Consider the following 19,496-nt stretch of genomic DNA (forward strand, 5'->3'; position numbering starts at 1 on the left):
CTAAATCAAAATATATTCCCGATTAATTGTAAAAAATGCCTTAAGACCACTTAATTTCTAAGACAATTTTGAGCACAATTAGATTCAATAATTCCAAATTAATTCTTAAAAATGGTCTATAAATACAATAAATTTTATTTCATTTTTTATTAATTTATTCTTAAAACCAAAAACCTTTCATAGCTTAAATAAATTATAATAAGTTAATTTTCAATAAATTACTATATATTAATTCAATCTAAGAATTAAGTAAACTGCCATCATCGCTTTTATTTGTTAAAAAAAATGTAAAAAAAATACTATTCCTACATTATTAATTATTATTTTTACACAGTCTAAATAAGAATAATATTTATAGATATTTCTTATCTAAAAAGACATTGGATAAAAACAATAATGAAAAATAACAGCATCTACGGTCATTTACAAAAAATTATTACAGCAGCAATTTTTCTGTTTATCAGTTTAACTCAGTCGCAAAATAGCGTCAGTATAAGCGGAATAATCTATCATTCCGGCATTCCCTTATCAAGAGCGGTAATAGTGCTGAAGCCTGTCGAAAAAACATCAATATCTGATCATAATGGCTTTTTTTCATTTTCAGGGTTATCAAATGGAGTTTACACGATCAGAGTTACGAATATGGGATATAAAGATTATATACAGGAGATTATTTTAAACGAACAGACCTTTAAATCTTTACAGATAGAAATGGAACCTGGTATTGATCTCAATGAAGTAAATGTAATAAGCCGCAGTGAAAATAAAAATCCTGAAAATCTTGTCAATGCCCGATATAGTGCTATGCCGGTAACAATTATAGATCGAAAAACCATTGAACTTATGGGAAGCCGCAGACTGGACGAAGTACTAAAAGAACAAACCGGAATTGCTGTTGTAAATAATATCAGCGGCGGAGCCAGATCAGTCGGAGTTCAGATGCAGGGTTTTGGCAGCGAATACATTATGGTTCTTATAGACGGGCAGCCTATGGTAGGGAGAAATAACGGTAATTTTGATCTTTCGCGAATCAGTGTATCTAATGTTGAACGTATTGAAATTATTAAAGGAGCTTCTTCGAGCCTTTACGGAAGCGAAGCTCTTGGAGGCACGATAAATATCATTACAAGACATGGTGTTATTGACCCGCAGATGCAGGCTTCTTTAAGTTATGGTTCCCTGAATATTGTAGATGCTACGTTAGAAGGAGAAACTCCGTTTTTGGAGAATAAAGGAACTGCTAATGTCGCAGCAAACTACTACAGAACTGATGGTTACAACACTAATTCAAAATACATTAAAGGTACGACTTCTCCGCCTTATGACAATTACAGCCTGCAGGGACGTTCACGTTATAAGGTAAATCAAAATAGTTATTTAGGGTTTAGCGGCCGTTACGGACTTCGCCGCTCTTATATGCAGAAGGATTTTGGCCTTGGTCATATATCCGGGGACAATCAGGATGAGCAGGATCTTAATCTCTCTCTTTCGTTTGACCATCGTTTTAACAGCAGTCTAAGAAGTATTACCAGATACTACCTTACTCATTATACTGCAGATATGAGTGTGGCATGGCAGCAAAACAACAGTGCTGTAACTCAGGATGTTTTTAAACAAACCCTGCATCGTATTGACCAGCAGTTTTCGTTCAGCAGTAATAATTCCTGCCAGCTTGTGGGCGGTTTTGGCGGCAGTATAGAAAATATGAATGATGATGCGCTGACAGGTGTAAACTCTCTTGAAACATTTTTCTCTTATATTCAAGGGGAATGGACTCCTTTTGAAAAACTAAAAGCCGTTGGCGGATTGCGATACGATTATACCAATAATTTTGGAGGAAGGCTGAATCCAAGTTTTGGGCTGCAGTATTTTATAACGCCTAAAATAACTTTCAAAGCTGGAATTGGTACCGGTTTTAAAGCTCCAGATTTCAAAACCAATTATCTTGTATTTTACAATTCAAGCAGCAACTATCTGGTTATTGGCAATGCGGTGCTCACTCCTACCCTGCAGCAATTGCAGGACGATGACCAGATAAGTGAAATAAGGCAGTATGTACTAAATCAGACAGCCGGAAAACTGCAGGCCGAAAAAAGTACGTCGTATAATGCCGGACTGGTTGTTGAACCTTCTAAAGCTTTTAAAATAGAGGGAAATGCTTTTTATCATAAAATAACAAATCAAATTAACAGCATACAGGTCGCTACCGGTACAAATAACCGGATTATTTATACTTATCAGAACCTTCCTGAAGCCGTAAACAAAGGATTTGAACTTGCTCTTAAACTCAGTCCATTAAAAAATATGGAAATAAGTGCAGGTTATCAGTATTTAATTGCTCAGGATCTAAGCGTTAAAGACAGCATCAGGGCAGGAAAATGGCCTTACAGCCAAAATATACATGATCCTGCAACAGGAAACTCTTACAAACCGCGTCCGTCAGACTATTGGGGAATTGAAAACCGCTCACGGCACATGGCAAACAGTTCTATTTTTTACCGCTATGATCCCTGGAAAATTAATGCAAATATCAGGGTAAATTTTAGAGGTAAATATCCTTTTGGAGACCGAAATGGAAACCAATTTATTGACAAATATGACATTTTTGTGAAGGATTACTGGCTCACTAATGCCAGTATCGAAAAGCAGCTTTTAAAAAATCATCTCAGTATCAGGTTTACGGCTGATAATATTTTTAACTACACAGATCCTCTCATGCCCGGACAGCCCGGACGTATACTCCTTGGCGGGGTAAGCTATCGTTTCTTTAAAGACTAATAAAACCTAATTAACATTAAATATTTTCCCAAATGATAACAAACAGACCTATTACAAAATGGTACATTTTACTGCTTCTGACTGCAGCGATTAATTTTATGGGATGCAGCAGCAGTGAAGAAAATACTGCTGCCACTCTGGAAGACGGCAAAAGTACTGTCGTTACTGATCTTGCCGGAGATACCGGAGCTTCTATGGGCGATGGAACAAACGGAAAAGAACAAAGAAGCTTTCATACATTTCTATTTCGTTTCAGTGATCAGAAACAGATTTGGCTGCACACCAAGGCAGACTCTTTGCAGTATATGAAAACGACTGACTGGGATATTGCTTTTACCGGGCCTTACAACAGCGAGGTTTTTATAAACAATGCAAACTACCAATACAATCCGGGCTTTGGCGGACCGGCAGAAAATACAGCAGTCGTTCTGCTTAATGATTCATACAAAAATATAACCCAGGCCCCTGCCGATACTGACTTTGACAACAGCGGGATAACCAAAATTGGCTGGGCATCTTCTGAAAGCTCTGCCGGCTGGTTCTACTACAGCCTGAGCAGCCATATTATGCAGGCCATTCCTGATCGTACTTATGCTATTAGACTTCCAAATGGTAAATATGCAAAACTGCAGCTTGTAAATGCCTATAAAGGCAATCCGCCTGCAGTAACTGATCTTAACTGGCCTGCGCCTTATTTTACATTTAGATATTATGTACAGGCAGATGGAAGCAAAAATTTAAACACAAAATAATATAACCCGATGAGAAAATTTAAAGCCTTAACCAAGAAAATACCACAAACACTGCTGCTGCTTTTTCTTATTACTGCATTAATGAGTGCATGCACATCTGATGACAGTAAACCCGCTGAAGAAGGAAATGAAGAAAACCCTGACACTGAAATACCCAATTCGAATTTATATTACAAAGTAATTCATGTAAAAAACTATCAGGGAAGCACTTCCGATGAAAATCCTACGGCTCCATCTGCAACTTTATATTACAGCCTTGAAGAAAATAAAGCTGTTGACGGATCGTACAAAAAAACACGCAAATGGGATTTAGCTTTTGGAGGACTTTATGCCAGTTTTTTGTCGGGCAATAATGGAAGCAACTCACAAAATAATGGTTCTCTGGCGGGCGGCATAGGCGGTATCACTATTGCAGCTAAACATTTTAACGATGTGGTTGATATTCCGGCAGACAGTGAATTTAAAACCGGTATTGATCTGATTGGTACAGATGATGCCGGGGCTTTTGGCAATGGAACAGGCTGGTATTTGTATGATTTTGGCGGTGATGTTGTTTCTAACGGCAATGCACAAAAGGCCCATGTAGCGTATGCACTTGGCGAGCCGCTTACCATTGCGAATGGTACTGTTATTCCTGCAAGAACAATTATACTTAAAACTGCAAACGGCAGTTACGCTAAAATTAAAATGATATCAGTTTACAAAGATGTTTATAGTCCGGCAGACTGGTACAAAGATACACCGCATATGTACTACACATTCGATTATGTAATGGTACCGGCCGGAAGCACCAAATTTGAAATTAGATAACCAATCTCTCAATTAACATGAATATTATAAATGCCAAATTAAAGAAAATGCTTTTTTTTACTGCTGTAATGCTCTCTATTTTTTTGACATCATGCACTAGTGAAGAAGACAGATGGACAGATGTAAAAGAAGATCCTGTTACTGAAATCGTTACTGATCTTGATGCCCGAAGAATTATATCTTTTCAGGTAACAAATCCCGGCGAATCCCAAGCTATATACAGTGCTGTAAATAATCTGGAAAAGACAATTACAGTATATCTGCCTTCGTATTATGAATACCAGTATCTTGAAACTGCCATAACGCTGCCGGCAAATACTACTATTTCTCCTGCATCTAAAGAGCTCATTCCGGTATTTAATACAACACCTGTAACTTATACTACAAAAGCTGCCGACGGAACAACTGCGGTATATACTGTAAAAATCGTTATACAGCAGCCAAAACTTATTTTAGATGAGCTTTCGACTGCATCATCTGTTTTTATAGTTAATGCCGGAACCTCAATAACACTAAAGGGAGAAAATTTCCTTCCGTCTTATGAAATAACAAAGGTATTTGTAGTAGATGCACAGGGCAATAAAAAATGGCAGATGAAACAATATAACGAAGGGCTCAACATAGCAGGTTTTTATGCTATGTATGTTTTTGGAGCAACTGCTGATTCGCCACTGACCCTGGAGTCTGATACTGATTACTGGCTTATGATGGAAAGCTATAACTTATCGGTAACGATGAAACTTCCATTCAGGATAACGAACTAAAAATCTATTAAAATAAAAAATGCCTGTCTTCACTGCCAGGGTAATGAAAAAAGCCAATTAATCTATTAAATATAAATAATTATGAAAAAAATAATTTTATCTATTGTAGCATTGGCTGCTATTTCATTTACATCTTGCAGTTCTGACGATCAAACTGCCGATTCACAAGCGCAGACACAGGAACAAGAATTATCGAATAAAACCGGAAAAGCGGCGCTTGACCTTTGTACAGTTACTGCTACATCAGTAACAGTAAACAGATGGCAGGCCCCATCTTCTGTTGATGCAAACTGGACTCCGGTAGCTGCAACAATTGGAGGTGTTAACGTACAATGGGAAGGTATCTATGGAGCCTCAATACGTCCTGTAAACAACACAGCGAGATGGTATGTTGGTACAGTAAGTTTAAGCCAGACATGTGCTGACTGGGACGACTGGAACAGTAGTATTGCTGTTAAAAATGCATTGGCCAACCTTGGTACTGCGCCATCAGATCCGTACAATGTATTGGGTTATGACGGGACTATTTCAGGAACAAACTACGGGTTAGGATATTACTCATACAATATCACAACACATATTATGACTCCTGCAAAAGCTATCGTTATCTGGAAAACAACCTCTGGTACAAATTCGCAATCGATCACTAGTCCTGCATCAGCGACAGAAGCTTACCTGGTAAAAGTAACAAGCGTTACTCCAAGTGGTACAAGCAGTACAATAAACTATAACTGGACTCAGGTACTCTAATTAATAACGGCGTAAAAAAAACATGGGATCACGAAATGGTCAAAGATAATTGCAGTAAAAGCTGGCCGGCGATCTCTGCATAATACCCGTATCATATCATTCCCCCATGACTATCAAACGGCTTTATAAATTACCGCAGGCATTGAATGTACAGGCATTTTAAAAAATAAAAAGCAGACTTATTCAATAAGTCGCAAAATTAAGAAAATAAAATCATTTAAGAATTAAATAAAAATACAATCATGACTAAGAGAAACAATCCCGGCATCTTTTTATATAAGACCGTGATACTTTTTTTATCTGTATTCCTGTTTTCATGTGAAACCGAATATAATGATAAAATAAATACCATTCCGGGCGATGTAATAAAAGTTCCGGGATATACCCAAATTGAATCATTTACTATAAAAGATACTGAAAACAACTCTATAAGCGCTGCCATTACTGATGAAAATATCATAATTACATGGAGCAGCTACATGAAACTTCCGCAGACTATAAAACCAGAAATAGTACTTGGTACAGAAGCTGTAATCAGTCCGGCATCAGGAACTGATGTTCCTTTTGCAAATGGTACCGAATTTACTGTTACTTCAAAAGCCGGAACTACAAAAAAGTATACACTGAAAATAGATTTTAGGCAAAAAGAGCCTAGAACCTGGACTACAACTGGCGGAGAAACATTGACCAAAGGTTTGCTGCAGAGTATTATTAACCGTGGCAGCGGAACTACAAATACTATAAATGATTTATGGATGAGCCTCGAAAACACAAGGGTTTATTTTGTATCTGCTGCTGACCAGACGGAGTATACTGCAGAAATAGTTTATTTAGGAAGCGGAGAGACTGTTTCTCCATTTCTTGAATATGGAATCTATTATTTTCTTCCTGAAAATATGCCTCTTGGATTGTATGACCTGCGTGTAAAAAACGGAACTTATGTACTGCAGAATGCAAGTGTTGAAAACAGATTTAAAATTGAGATCACAGAACCGGATTTCTTTACTACTGTAAGATATGGTTTTCCTGTTGAAAAACAAGCCGGAGAAACATTTGAAGTAAGAGGGGCAATGATGAATATTCTAACTTCTGTATCTATTTACAGCAGCAGTAATACCGCAGCGGTTTATCCATTAGAAATTGTAAGCCTGACCCCATACAGAGCTGTATTAAAAGTTCCTGCCGGAATTCCTGCCGGATTATATGAAAGAATGAGATTTATAAGAAACAACGGAGGTACCTCAAACTTAACTTATGCCGTGACCGTAAAATAAACTTTACTCATTAAGCGGATATTTTTTTTTAAACCTTCAGCTGCAGTTTTGGCTGAAGGTTTTTTTTAAAATTCTTTCCTTTCTCTTGACATAGTAACTTAATTAAAGTCAACTTTTTTCAGGACAAGACAAAGTATAAAAAAACCTCGCCGGCCGGCGAGGTTTAGCTGTATTATTTTTTTGATTCTTCGATAGAAACTTTTCTGAACTCTTTTAAAAGTTTTTCAATTTCTAAAGTAGCTTTACGTGCTCTTGGTCCTGCAGCTTTGATACCTTTTTCAGTTAAAGATTCAGCTTCTGCTTTGAATGTTTCAATTTCGGCGTTGATTTTTACTAATAGATCTTTCATGCTTATAATTATTAAATTAAGGCGCAAAAATAGAAGTTTGATTTGTAGTTACAACATATTTGCTGTTAAAATTATCATTGTTTTTTGTACTTTAAATTAACCTAAAATTTACGAATCACATTTTGCTAAATCATCTTTTCGCAATAAACTATTAATCAGATAATTATTGTCAAAATAAAATTTCAGGACTCAAATGGGCATGTTTTAAAAAAGGTCTGCAAAAAAAATAAAACAATTTTAAAGTATAAGATTTTAGCTTAAAAAAATATTTTTCTATTGAGAATGTGTGTAAAAATTCCCCAATTGATTGTTTATTCACATACAGAACTACAAAATAAAGGTCAATTATTAAGATTTTGTTATTATTTGTTTTTAAAAGAAGATTAATATCGAACTCATTCTATATTAATCTTAATTTCTGCTGAAAGCTGTTTTTCCAAATTCATCAAATAATTGCTGGAACAGGCAGATTTTTAAAGTTTTTGCTGTATTTGGCACGACACAAAAATCAGCACAAAGAATACTGTTGATGTGTAAAGCTTGATTGTGCTTTTCATTCTTTTTATTTTAAACCAACCAGGCATTTAAGCTTAAATGAAATCAATTATAATTCTGCCCTAAATTTAAAGCACTAAAACATTTTTGCATCCAGCACTTCCTTCTTTTGGTTCAGTTAAGATATGAAAAGTTTTTTTGGAAATATTTAAGACTCAGATATAAAAAATAAAGCTTTTTGAAAACTGTCAAACTGAGATTGATAAACCGCCGGATTCGAAAATTTAATTTCCGGGATTTTTGAGATAAAATCTGAAGTATCTTTAAAATACGATTTTAAATCTTTTAGCAGCTCTGTTCTTGATTTTGATGCATCCAGGAGTTTTAGATTTTTAATCTCATTAAAGTAAAGTAAACTATTGTGCAGATGTTTATCAAAAAAACAAATCATTACATTGGTTCCTTTCTTCTCTAGTTTTAAAAAATCTATTAATTCTGTTTTATTATATACTACAAATATCGAACGTTCAAAATCTTTTGGTTTACTTCCGTTTTCTAACAAGAAGGAATCTTCAGAAAATTCAAACTCTTCTTTAAATTTTCTTTTAAACATTTTTAAAAAAACGCCCTGATTATCTCTAACTAAAACACTTTCCTTTTTCATTGTTTCTTATAAAAATTATTTTTCAAAAAAAACTCTAACTAAACTTTTGTAACATGCATTACGTTGTTTTCTACAAATGCGATTAATTTTTCGATATCCCGTTCGTTTCTGGCATTATTAGCGATAGATATAATATATCCATTTCGTTCTTTCACATATAAGAAAAAAAAATCTTTAGTAAGCATTGCTTTTTCTATTTTACTCCATTTATGTTTAAACCTTCCCAATGGAGACTGCACATAGATAAAAGTATTAGTAAAATTGAACCTGTATTTGTTTATAAAATTTTCAGACTGAAGTAATCTTTTTGCCAGCCCAAAAATGATTTTACAAATAGAATTTACAACCGGGTATTGAATCATTAAAAACAAAACAACAAACAAAAGACTTCTTATTATCCAGTCTATTAAGTCGTTATCCTTATTCAAATCAATAAAAATCAAGAAGAATAATACAATAGAAAAGAAGACTAAAATTCTTTCTTTGTACAGATGTTTAAAGTACATCTTATTCAATTTTTGAATTTCAGAAACATCCAACCCGAACTCTAATGAAAAATTAGGCGTATTCATTTAATCTCTGTAAAATTATTGACTGCGTTTGTTTTTGTGAATTGAGTACAAAATTATCTCAAATATGAATTTTTAAAATCCTTATGAAGCCATATTAGTACCAGAATAAGACATTTATTTATGGTTCCTTATTCCTTCTTCAAAAGATATACTTATAAATAAAAAAGTCAGGTTTAAAAATGACAGAAATCAAATCTGAAAACGGCAGTAAAAATTGTACGAAATTATTTTTATCAGGCATGTTATTTTTATCGTTTAAAATGACATGAAAAACAACCCGAATAAGTCAAAAAAACATCAAAATAAGACACAAAAACAAATGCTATTTATTTTGTTTTCAAATAGTTAATTATAACTACTCTTTAAGAGCCTAAACCCAATTATTTAATTACTTTTGGCCTGCAATTTAAAATGATTATAAACAATTTCTTACAAGATGAAATCTGAGCAGACAGAAGAAAAATTAAAAGAACGAGTTAAGGAATTAACATGCCTTTACGAAATTTCAAAAACAATATCACAATCAAATTCCATTGAAAAAGAAGTTCTGGAAAAAATTATTCTAATTATTAAAAATGCATGGCGGTTTAATGATGATGCTATTGTCGAAATCCAGATTTTAGATTACTATTTTACAACCTCACTGCTGCCTCAAAACACAATATCTCAAAGCTGCAGCATAAACATTCCTGATACAAAACCCGGAAGCATTAAAGTTCATTACCCCATAGATAAATACGAATTTGATCAATTTCTCGAAGACGAACAAAAACTGCTGAATATGGCTGCTGTAGAAATTGGAAATTATATTGAAAAGTATCAAACTTTAGATAAAAAAAACTCTTTAAGCAGAACAATCGAAAGAATAGACAGATTATCTACCCTTGGTGAAATGACCGCCGGAATTGCACATGAACTCAATAACCCATTAGGCAATATTTTGGGATATGCTGAACTTATCAAACTTAACAACACAGATCCTGAAATCGATTCTGATGTTACAACAATAATAAAATCAGCAATTTACACCCGGGAAATAGTAAAAAAATTAATGTTTTTTTCTTGCGAAATGCCACATCAGCCTAAACAAGAGGAAATTAAATCTATTGTAACATTTGCATTGTCATTTTTAAAACAAAATTTTCAAAAAAAACAAATTAAAAGCGAACTGATAATTAAAAACAGCACTTTAATAGTAAAAATCGATGCCGTACAAATTACCCAGGTCCTTTTTAATTTACTCATAAATGCCATACAGGCTTCTCCGCAAAAAAGTACTGTAAAAACAATTATTGAAGATGATGCTGAAAACCTATTCATAACCATTGAAGATCAAGGTCACGGTATACCAGATACAATTAAACAAAAAATATTTGAACCTTTTTTTACAACAAAAACCAGTACCAGCGGCTTAGGTTTAGGACTAAGCGTCGTTCATGGAATTGTTAAAACTCATAATGGAGAAATAAGAATTAAGGACAACAAACCACTAGGTACAATTTTTACGATACAACTCCCCCTAAGTTAATTAAAATGAATTTAAGAAAAGAAAATATACTAATTGTCGATGATAATTATGAAACGCTGGATCTTGTTCAGCGCAATGTAAAGACATTAAATTATAACACCTACAAAGCCTCATCTGTTAATGAAGCAATTGATGTTTTAAAATCAAATCTTATAGACTTATTGATTACTGATCTTAATATGCCGGAAATAAGCGGTATAGAATTATTAAAATATGCTGAGGAGCATTTTCCTTTTGTTTCCAAATTGGTCATTACCGGAATGCCAACTGTAAATAATGCAATAGATGCTATTAAATCCGGTGCATTAGATTATCTCATAAAACCCTTTACAAACGATGAACTCAATAAGGCTATAAAAAGCTCTTTGCAAAAAGTAAAGAACAGTTCTAAAATTTTTAGCAGCGATTCTTTCTTATTACCAGAAGAAAACAGCTATGCTGCCCTTATTGGGCAATCTTCACAATTTAAGGACCTGGTAAATATAATAAAACGCGTTAAAGACAACAAAGCCAATGTTTTAATTGAAGGAGAAAGCGGCACTGGTAAAGAACTAATTGCCCGGGCCATACACAATACCGGTGCTTTGGCAAAAATGCCTTTTATATCTGTTAACTGCGGTGGAATACCTGAAAGCCTCATAGAATCAGAGTTATTTGGTCATACAAAAGGTGCTTTTACCGGTGCAGCAGAATCTAAAATTGGTTTATTTCAGGCAGCATCCGGCGGTACAATATTTCTAGACGAAATAGGCAATGCTTCTATGGCTTTTCAAACAAGGCTGCTTCGGGTATTGCAAGAAAAAGAAATTACCCGTATAGGTGCTGTAAATCCTGAAAAAATTAATGTACGAATTATTTCTGCCACTAATAGCGATCTGCATAAAATGGTACTCAATGGAACTTTTAGAGAAGATCTTTATTACAGAATAAATGTTATAAACATACAAACCTCTCCATTAAGAGAAAGGAAACAGGATATACTGCTTCTTGCCAATAATTTTATTGCAAAATATGCCGCAGAATATCATAATCCAAAAATAACAATGGAAGATAAAGTTACAGAAGTATTACTGCGTTACGACTGGCCGGGAAATATTAGAGAGCTTGAAAATGTAATGCAGCGAATGATTATTATGAGTGATGATATAATAACCCTTAAAAATGTCCCTGACCATTTAAAATATCATATTCCTCAAAAAACTGATTTTTTTAAGACATTAAAAGAATATGAAAAAGAACAGATAGTAAAAGTGCTTAACTCTGTTGGCAACAATAAAACCAAGGCTGCAAAGATTTTAAATATAGACCGTAAAACACTCAATCAAAAAATAACATAACGGGTAAATAATCCCCAGCCAGGAATAATTTCCTATGCCAAAAATTTAGTATTCTGCTCCGTTAAAAAAATAATTAATTGATACCCAACTACTAAACAAAAATAAAAATATCAGGCATATGTTTTGCCTACTATAAGTCAAATAAACAATAGAATAAGATTTATAGTACAAATACATAAAATGGTTAAAACGCAGCATAAAAGCGAAAAAAATCATTTATTTTAATCAAAAAACACTATTAATCAACAACTTAATAAAAAAAACATTAATTTTATAAAACAAACTAATTTTCCTGTGAAAACAATAGAACATTTTTATAGTGCAGATTTAAGTTGGGTAGAAAATTTTGCGAAACAGTATAACGGAAAAGTCGAAGGCAATTTTATAATTGTTCCAGAGGATATTCAATCCGGAACAAGGTATTTCCTCGATTGTGGTGAAGGAATCGTAGCCTATTACATAAATGTAGAATACAAAAAAAATTTACACCTCATACAAAAGAATTCAAGCAATGATTTTGTTGGATTTTATTATAATCTAACCGACGGTGAGGCTACTGTATCTGTTCATAATTCTCTGTACAATGTAAGCAGGTGGCAGTATAATTTATCGGTTATTGACGGCACTCTCGAATCAGATTATAATGTAACTAAAGGAAGTAAAACATTTGCATTGTGCATTTTCATAAAAAAAAGTTCAATACGAGAGTATGCATTAAACAATCGTCTTAAATTTCCAAATATTGATGAAATCTTAAATCCGGAAAAAAATACTATGATTCGGTTTGACAGGATGAGCAATGAAAGCTTTCATATTCTGGACGATTTAAGAAAAAAGAAAGTTGGAGGTCCTGTTTTTGATTTAAACCTGGTTGGGACCGTTCATATGCTTATTGCCAATTATCTCAAAAAACTTGCATCCAAACGTATTATTATCCAAACTGTAAACCAGCCGGATTTAACAAGCATAATTTCTACACAAATGTATTTAATCGAACATATTGAAGATCATTTTCCAAGTATTAAGTTACTGGCTGAAAAAGCAAATATGTCTGAATCTAAATTTAAAACGCTATTCAATAAAATAACAGGAAATACACCTAACATGTTTTTCATGGAAAACAAATTACTGAGAGCCAAAGAATTACTTGAGAGTAAACAATTTTCTATTTCACAAATTTCTGACCGGCTTAATTTTACCAACAATTCTTATTTTGCTTCAAAATTTAAAGAACACTTTGGAGTTTCTCCTAAAACATTTGTTCAGGATCTATAAAAAATATTTAAATAAGTACAGTTTTTATACTGCATTTTTAAAAATTTCTATATGAAAAAAATATTTCACTATTATAGTCTCACTCCTGAATGGCAGCACAAGCTGGCCGATCAGACAGAAACAAAAGTTATAGACAATAAGATTATTATATTTCCGGAAAAAATTGGTAAAGGCCAATCTTATTTTACCCAGGTTACACCTGGTATTTCTGTATTTTTTATTGATTTATCCCTTAATACACCTTTAAAAATATGCCGAGAAGTATCAGAAAATGATTTATATATATTTCATTTTGACTTAAGCGAGCATGTAAATTTAATTAAAATTAATAATGAAGATTACGAAATTGGATCTTATGACAAATTAGATCTGGCTATTATCGACAATCAAATAGAAAGCTCGTACAAGCCTGCTGTGCATGAAAGAACATTTGCCGTACGAATATTGGTAGACAAAAGTTTACTGTCCAATTTTATCGCCAAATACTCCAGTAAGGAAACCAAGCATCAGACAAAAGATAAAACTCAAAAAAAAGACGAATTCTATCATTATGGTAATATTGACAGCAACAGTACTCTTTTACTGCAGTCACTCAAAACTAAATCAATACATGACTTATCATTTGATTCTTTTATAAAAGGGACTGCCTTAAAGTTACTTGGTAATTTCTTCAGCCGTTTTTATGATCTGGAAAATAATACCAATCCATTAACACAGGCAGAAAATGAAGCAATGAACAAGACAAAAGATTTTCTTCTTGAAAATATATACGGCCCTTTCCCTTCTGTAGTATTTCTGGCAACAATGGCAGGAATGTCTGAATCAAAATATAAAATTGCATTCAAGAAATGTTTCAATACCACACCAAATAATTTTTTCATTAAAGAAAAAATGACAATCGGAAAAGAACTTCTTAAAAGCGGGGAATTCCATACTTTAACCGAAGTTATGTATGAATTAAATTATAGCAAATTAAGCTATTTTACTTCAAAATATTATGAGCTTTTTAATCGAAAACCAATAGATGATTTTGTAAAAAAAGGGCATTAAAAATTAATTGTGAATTATGAATTATAAATTGTGAATTATAGTTCGTCAGCCTTATACTTATAATAAAAAAGAGGCTGTCTCAAAAGTAAAATCAAGCTGTTGAGAATCGCGTAAATGAAAAATTTCTCCGATAGGTATCCGAATAAAAAAGAGGTTGTCTCGACTTTTGAGACAGCCTCTTTTCGTTTTTACAATTTTTTTTAATGCTTATTTATAGTGATGATAAACTCAGAACGTCTGTTTACCTGGTGTTCAGCCTCAGAACATGTAACACCATTTGTACATCTGTTAAGTATTTTAGTTTCTCCATACCCGTGTCCGGAAATTCGATCTGCACTAATACCATGCGCTATAATATAATCAACAGTTGCTTTTGCCCTGTTCTCAGATAACTTCATATTAAACTCATCACGTCCTCTACTATCTGTATGCGAATTAATAGTTAATGATAAACTTGGTCTGGTACGCATTACCTCTACCACTTTATCTAATTCTGCTTTAGAAGATTCTCTAATTTTGTAACCGTTATAGTCAAAATAAATAGGGTTTAAATTCAGCAGACTATTTAAATCAACTCCATCTTCAATAATTTTTGTTTGATTATTAACCACAACCTCCAGTTCATTAAGGAACTCAAACGAGTATTCTCTTTTCTCCATTGGTTTAAATGGTGGTGCTTCCTGATTTTTTTCAGTAATTCCAGGTTTTTTATAAACTAATTTATATTTAATGTAAGGATCTAATTCTGTTTTATACTTACCTTCTGCATCTGTATAAATAGTGTTTATCAACTCTTGTTTTTCATTAAAAATTTGAATTTCGGCTCCCTCAATCGGGCCTCCAGAAGTGTATTTTAATGTTCCAAATACAATTGGGTCTATACTAAAATCGAAATTAACCGGGCTGTTTTCCGTAAATCCGTAGATATCGTCATTGCCGCTTCTGTTTGATGACATATATCCTTTTTTAGTTTTGCTGTCAATTACATAAGCAAAATCATCACTTGCTGTATTTACACCATCTCCTAAATTAACCACTTTATATTTCCCATCAGTATCTTTCATTGCTGCAAATACGTCAAGGCCGCCTAATCCCGGATGCCCATCTGAAGAAAAATACAATATCCCTGATGAATCTACATAAGGATACGTCTCTCTTCCCGGAGTATTGATTTCGTCACCTAACTTTCTTACGTCGTTACCAACAAAACCGCCTTTATTTAAACTTGCTACGTAGATATCTGAGTTGCCAAATTTATTATTTCTGTCAGAAACAAAATAAAGTTCTGTTTCGTCTGGGCTTAATGCAGGGTGTGCAGATGAGAATCCATCACTGTTAATTGGATAAGCCAATTCTCTAATATTAGCCCATACTCCATTTACATTTTGGGCAACATAAATTTTCAAATAACTTGTACCGTCTTTATCAGCCCCAAGTTTACCGTCGATATAATTATTTCTGGTAAAAAACATTGTTTTACCATCTTTTGTAATTGCCGGTGTACTTTGGTGATATTTAGTATTTACATCTCCTTTTAACAGCACTGGGTTTTGAAGCCCGCCGTCAACTGTTATATCAGCAGAATATAATTTTAAAAATGCTTTTTCATTCCAGCTGTGTTTACGTTTAATTACAGTTCCAGTATCTTTTGCAGATGCAAATATTACTTTGTCTTTACCATAAAAAGCAGTTCCAAAATCTGAAAACGGTGTATTAATTTCAACTGGGTTTATAGTGTAACGACCAGATTGTATTTTGACCGCTTCCATCAATTTAGCTTCACCCCAGTTTGTACTAAGATCATTCTTACCTGCTTTAGAGTAGTAAAACTTCATGACCTTTTCGGCTTCATTATAATTTTGTGTATTATTTAAAGCCTGGGCATATCTAAAATAATATTCCGGATCAACTTTTGCTGCAGAAGTAACAATTTTAGAGTAACATTTTACTGCCTCAGGATAATTTGCGTTATAATAATAACTATCTCCAAGTTTTGTATAAACTTCTGTGGTGTTAACCCCTTTATTAATCTGCTCTTCGTATAATTTCGCGGCTTCGACAAAAGCGAATTTGTCATAAGCTTTATTTGCTTTTTCTAATCTTTTGTCCTGTGCCTGCACACTAATGTTCATTATACAAACCATCAGGAAAATAAAAGCAATTTTTATATTTTTATAAATCATCATCTTTGGTATTAGGTAATTATTAGAAGAATCTTGGCGTTACTAATCTTGATTTTGAAGAACCTGTTAATTCAAATCTTAAGAAAATCTCATGTGATCCTGAATTATAATTTCCAAGTTTAGTTGTTTCATAATCATATCCATAACCAACCATAAGGCCATCTGTAATTTGAAAACCAGCCAATGCACTTACGGCAGCATCCCAACGATAGGCAGCTCCCAGCGTAAATTTGTCATTGAACATAAAGTTTGCAGAAACATCAACTGCCAACGGGGCACCTGATACATATTTCGTTAAAACTGCCGGTTTGAATTTCAAATAAGGATTAAGATCAAATACATACCCCCCTATTAAATAAAAATGTGATTTTGTAGAATAAGTCGTTTGTTTTACATCATCAAAATAAGATGTTTTTAATAATTTTGGAGATGAAATACCCACGTACCAGCTGTCTGCATGTACATAAAAACCTGCACCTACATTTGGAGAAAATTGAGAAACTGTCCCAACCATATAAGGATCATCCATGCGTTCACGATTTACTTTATTGTAGTCAACACTAAAATTGTCAAAACCTCCGGAAACTCCAAATGAGTATTTTACATCTGTGCTTCCTAAAATAGTGTAAGCAAAACTTGCCATAGCCCCAGTATTTTTTACCGGGCCAATTTGATCGCTTACAACATTTAAACCTATACCGTTAGCATGAGTTCCTAACGGACTTTGAATAGAAAAATTCATTGTTTTTGGTGCACCTTCCAGACCTACCCACTGTGTTCTGTATAATCCTAAGGCACTAATTACTTCTCTTGATCCAGTGTAACCAGGGTTAAATGTCATTGTATTGTACATGTACTGCGAATACTGTGACTCTTGCTGTGCTGAAGCACTAAAAACTCCAGCTAACAATATTATTACTATGTGATATATATTTTTCATTACTTAATTGTTTTCAATGCTTAATTGTTTTTCAATACTTAATTTTAGAATTATTGGTTATTGATATACAGGTATCCTGCTTTCTCCTTCACTTTTGTACCATTATTATATTTCAATATGTAGAAGTAAGTACCGGTAGGAAGTTTTTCACCTCTATTGATTGTTGCACGTCCATCTGAATAACCTGTAAACATTATATCAGTTTCGTTATAGCCTTTTGCATCATATACTTTTACACCCCATCTGTTGTAAATTTCAAGTGTATTGTCTGGAAATTTGTTTATTCCAGCAATGTGGAAAGTATCATTTAAACCATCACCATTTGGAGATACTGCATTGTATACGATTAATCCATCATCTGCACCAAACGTTTTATCAACCACAGCCATGGTAAACATTCCATATCCACTTACTCTGGCAGTTAACAATTGTGTATAACCTCCATTGCTTTTTGAATTTGGAATTTTATTGAAATCAACTACACCACCTTCATTTATCCATTTCGTACCATCCCAGCGAACAATAACAACTATCTTATCATCATTTAAATTAAAAAATTCTGAAGGTGTAGTTCTGGTGTCCATAGTAAGAGTCAGTATGATATTCTCTGCTCCTTTATCTTTTGTTACAGTCCAATATTCTTTATTATTTATAAGTTGGATTTCTTTTTCTTTACTAGAATGACTATGCTTGCTGTCATCAGAATTTTTATAGAAATATCGTGTAGTATAGGCATCATTTACATTACCACTTTTAGCATGATAAGATGGCCTGAAATAAAGTTCGTTACCAACCGGGTATTCAAAATCATTAGTTCCTATTTTTTGAACCCTTCCGTCAACAAAACTTAAATCGTTTGCATTTTCATGAACAGCATCTTTTTCAAAAATTACTATTCCGTTTTTCTTGAAATCTGCAACACCGTTTACAGGTTCAGTAGTTATACCGTTGACAATACCATTTGTAAACTCTGTTTTCTTATTTACTGAAATCGAAGTAGACAACTCAAAAGGCATTAAAAACGCATCATTATCTTCAGGAATTAGTTTGCTGTCATTATTAAACTGTAAATTTTGAAATTTTGCTAATGCAGATCCGGTAATCTTTTGTATATCTCCTCCTTCAAAAATTGTTTTACCATTTTTTGCTGCAGTAAAATCAACTTCTCCATCATTATTCCAGTTTTTGAAAATATACACATTACCATCATTGGTGAAATTTCCTGAAGCAGTATTGTCATAATCTTCATAAACGGACATTATTGTATTCCCTTCTACTTTTACATCACCCGTATTATAGAATTGAGCCTGACTTTCCTGACAAGCCAAAAGACCGGCCAAAACCAAAAAGCCACAAACTGAACCTTGTTTAATCAGGGACTCAGAATCGTTTTGTTTGTTTACTTTATATAAAGTATTATTTTTCATATCTATATTTTTTTTTGGTATAAATTGTTTTCAAATTATGATGTAAAATTACTTCGGGCTCAAAACTCCAATAACCTGTCAAAGTCATTAGTGTATTAAAATAGGTTTAAATATTAGTGCCTTTTTTAAACCCTTTTTTGAGCAGTAAAACCACAAACAACTAGCTATCATAGATTTAATTAATTTTACGCTGCAAAATTCTTACATAGATGATTGGGCAGTAACCTTAAAAAGTTTTTAGAATTGCAGATTAGGACATTTTATTTGTTATGAGAGAGGAAAAGAAATTGAAAGATGCGGCTGCAGACGGCAAATATGATGTATAATTTTTTAATTAAACTCTTTTGATTAAAAACACAAAAACATTGAATTACAACACTATAATTCAAATAAAGTCGTAATAATGAAATTGTTTTTATATAAAAAAAGAGGAAGCCGAAACTTCCCCTCTTAAGAAAACAATTACCAAAAAGATTATTTTACTCCTTTAGAAGTAATGAAAAATAATACTGCAAATATCATTGATGACTATTGTACTAATAGTCCAT

16 protein-coding genes are annotated in these 19,496 nt (G+C 33.2%); 10 read left to right on the top strand and 6 right to left on the bottom strand.

Annotated elements, in window-relative coordinates:
• Window positions 1-396 precede the first annotated feature (396 nt).
• The 6 genes from LUU93_RS18415 (at window position 397) to LUU93_RS18440 (ending at window position 7,128) form a co-directional block, all read left to right on the top strand.
• Window positions 397-2,778, top strand: a complete 2,382-nt coding sequence (locus LUU93_RS18415; RefSeq protein ID WP_232682625.1) for a TonB-dependent receptor — start codon at window positions 397-399, stop codon at window positions 2,776-2,778.
• Between the two features lie 32 nt (window positions 2,779-2,810).
• Complete coding sequence (locus tag LUU93_RS18420) at window positions 2,811-3,530, top strand: HmuY family protein (protein ID WP_232682626.1); 720 nt, start codon at window positions 2,811-2,813, stop codon at window positions 3,528-3,530.
• Window positions 3,531-3,539: 9 nt separating this feature from the next.
• Window positions 3,540-4,340, top strand: a complete 801-nt coding sequence (locus LUU93_RS18425; RefSeq protein WP_232682627.1) for an HmuY family protein — start codon at window positions 3,540-3,542, stop codon at window positions 4,338-4,340.
• A 17-nt stretch (window positions 4,341-4,357) separates the two neighbouring features.
• On the top strand, window positions 4,358-5,104 hold the full coding sequence (locus LUU93_RS18430; RefSeq protein ID WP_232682628.1) for an SGBP N-terminal domain-containing protein: 747 nt from the start codon (window positions 4,358-4,360) through the stop codon (window positions 5,102-5,104).
• 81 nt (window positions 5,105-5,185) lie between these two features.
• Window positions 5,186-5,854 (top strand): hypothetical protein, encoded by a 669-nt coding sequence (locus tag LUU93_RS18435; protein WP_232682629.1) that lies wholly within the window; start codon window positions 5,186-5,188, stop codon window positions 5,852-5,854.
• Between the two features lie 242 nt (window positions 5,855-6,096).
• Complete coding sequence (locus tag LUU93_RS18440; RefSeq protein WP_232682630.1) at window positions 6,097-7,128, top strand: SGBP N-terminal domain-containing protein; 1,032 nt, start codon at window positions 6,097-6,099, stop codon at window positions 7,126-7,128.
• 172 nt (window positions 7,129-7,300) lie between these two features.
• On the opposite strand, the gene LUU93_RS18445 is transcribed toward LUU93_RS18440, so the two are convergent.
• From LUU93_RS18445 to LUU93_RS18455, 3 genes are all read right to left on the bottom strand, one after another.
• Window positions 7,301-7,477 carry a BF3379 family histone-like protein gene (locus tag LUU93_RS18445; RefSeq protein WP_012026201.1) on the bottom strand — a complete coding sequence of 59 codons (177 nt, stop codon included), beginning with the start codon at window positions 7,475-7,477 and terminating at the stop codon, window positions 7,301-7,303.
• 703 nt (window positions 7,478-8,180) lie between these two features.
• Window positions 8,181-8,585 carry a hypothetical protein gene (locus tag LUU93_RS18450; protein WP_232682631.1) on the bottom strand — a complete coding sequence of 135 codons (405 nt, stop codon included), beginning with the start codon at window positions 8,583-8,585 and terminating at the stop codon, window positions 8,181-8,183.
• A gap of 89 nt (window positions 8,586-8,674) precedes the next feature.
• Window positions 8,675-9,142, bottom strand: a complete 468-nt coding sequence (locus LUU93_RS18455) for a YcxB family protein (protein ID WP_232682632.1) — start codon at window positions 9,140-9,142, stop codon at window positions 8,675-8,677.
• A gap of 502 nt (window positions 9,143-9,644) precedes the next feature.
• Between LUU93_RS18455 and LUU93_RS18460 the strand changes: the two genes are divergently transcribed.
• From LUU93_RS18460 to LUU93_RS18475, 4 genes are all read left to right on the top strand, one after another.
• A complete protein-coding gene (locus tag LUU93_RS18460) occupies window positions 9,645-10,736 on the top strand; it encodes a sensor histidine kinase (protein WP_232682633.1) in 1,092 nt (363 codons plus the stop codon).
• Window positions 10,737-10,741: 5 nt separating this feature from the next.
• Window positions 10,742-12,073: a sigma-54-dependent transcriptional regulator gene (locus LUU93_RS18465; RefSeq protein WP_232682634.1), complete on the top strand. Its 1,332-nt coding sequence runs from the start codon at window positions 10,742-10,744 to the stop codon at window positions 12,071-12,073.
• A 294-nt stretch (window positions 12,074-12,367) separates the two neighbouring features.
• The gene (locus LUU93_RS21795) at window positions 12,368-13,348 is read left to right on the top strand and encodes a helix-turn-helix domain-containing protein (RefSeq protein WP_232682635.1); all 981 of its coding nucleotides are present in this window, start codon (window positions 12,368-12,370) and stop codon (window positions 13,346-13,348) included.
• Between the two features lie 51 nt (window positions 13,349-13,399).
• Entirely contained in the window at window positions 13,400-14,398 is a 999-nt protein-coding gene (locus LUU93_RS18475) for a helix-turn-helix domain-containing protein (RefSeq protein WP_232682636.1), read from the top strand.
• Window positions 14,399-14,598: 200 nt separating this feature from the next.
• On the opposite strand, the gene LUU93_RS18480 is transcribed toward LUU93_RS18475, so the two are convergent.
• Genes LUU93_RS18480 through LUU93_RS18490 form a run of 3 tightly spaced genes read right to left on the bottom strand, consistent with a single transcriptional unit; the run spans window position 14,599 to window position 18,948 of the window.
• A complete protein-coding gene (locus tag LUU93_RS18480) occupies window positions 14,599-16,584 on the bottom strand; it encodes an OmpA family protein (protein ID WP_232682637.1) in 1,986 nt (661 codons plus the stop codon).
• Between the two features lie 19 nt (window positions 16,585-16,603).
• Window positions 16,604-17,521, bottom strand: a complete 918-nt coding sequence (locus tag LUU93_RS18485; protein ID WP_232682638.1) for a PorP/SprF family type IX secretion system membrane protein — start codon at window positions 17,519-17,521, stop codon at window positions 16,604-16,606.
• Between the two features lie 50 nt (window positions 17,522-17,571).
• A complete protein-coding gene (locus tag LUU93_RS18490; RefSeq protein ID WP_232682639.1) occupies window positions 17,572-18,948 on the bottom strand; it encodes a T9SS type B sorting domain-containing protein in 1,377 nt (458 codons plus the stop codon).
• Window positions 18,949-19,496 lie beyond the last annotated feature (548 nt).

It is taken from the genome of Flavobacterium soyae (assembly GCF_021245985.1).
Taxonomy (GTDB): domain Bacteria; phylum Bacteroidota; class Bacteroidia; order Flavobacteriales; family Flavobacteriaceae; genus Flavobacterium; species Flavobacterium soyae.

Bases quoted from the DNA above. Each gene is read 5' to 3' on its own strand.
- LUU93_RS18415 (WP_232682625.1), top strand. From the start codon at position 397: ATGAAAAATAACAGCATCTACGGTCATTTACAAAAAATTATTACAGCA.
- LUU93_RS18420 (WP_232682626.1), top strand. From the start codon at position 2,811: ATGATAACAAACAGACCTATTACAAAATGGTACATTTTACTGCTTCTG.
- LUU93_RS18425 (WP_232682627.1), top strand. From the start codon at position 3,540: ATGAGAAAATTTAAAGCCTTAACCAAGAAAATACCACAAACACTGCTG.
- LUU93_RS18430 (WP_232682628.1), top strand. From the start codon at position 4,358: ATGAATATTATAAATGCCAAATTAAAGAAAATGCTTTTTTTTACTGCT.
- LUU93_RS18435 (WP_232682629.1), top strand. From the start codon at position 5,186: ATGAAAAAAATAATTTTATCTATTGTAGCATTGGCTGCTATTTCATTT.
- LUU93_RS18440 (WP_232682630.1), top strand. From the start codon at position 6,097: ATGACTAAGAGAAACAATCCCGGCATCTTTTTATATAAGACCGTGATA.
- LUU93_RS18445 (WP_012026201.1), bottom strand. From the start codon at position 7,477: ATGAAAGATCTATTAGTAAAAATCAACGCCGAAATTGAAACATTCAAA.
- LUU93_RS18450 (WP_232682631.1), bottom strand. From the start codon at position 8,585: ATGTTTAAAAGAAAATTTAAAGAAGAGTTTGAATTTTCTGAAGATTCC.
- LUU93_RS18455 (WP_232682632.1), bottom strand. From the start codon at position 9,142: ATGTACTTTAAACATCTGTACAAAGAAAGAATTTTAGTCTTCTTTTCT.
- LUU93_RS18460 (WP_232682633.1), top strand. From the start codon at position 9,645: ATGAAATCTGAGCAGACAGAAGAAAAATTAAAAGAACGAGTTAAGGAA.
- LUU93_RS18465 (WP_232682634.1), top strand. From the start codon at position 10,742: ATGAATTTAAGAAAAGAAAATATACTAATTGTCGATGATAATTATGAA.
- LUU93_RS18475 (WP_232682636.1), top strand. From the start codon at position 13,400: ATGAAAAAAATATTTCACTATTATAGTCTCACTCCTGAATGGCAGCAC.
- LUU93_RS18480 (WP_232682637.1), bottom strand. From the start codon at position 16,584: ATGATGATTTATAAAAATATAAAAATTGCTTTTATTTTCCTGATGGTT.
- LUU93_RS18485 (WP_232682638.1), bottom strand. From the start codon at position 17,521: ATGAAAAATATATATCACATAGTAATAATATTGTTAGCTGGAGTTTTT.
- LUU93_RS18490 (WP_232682639.1), bottom strand. From the start codon at position 18,948: ATGAAAAATAATACTTTATATAAAGTAAACAAACAAAACGATTCTGAG.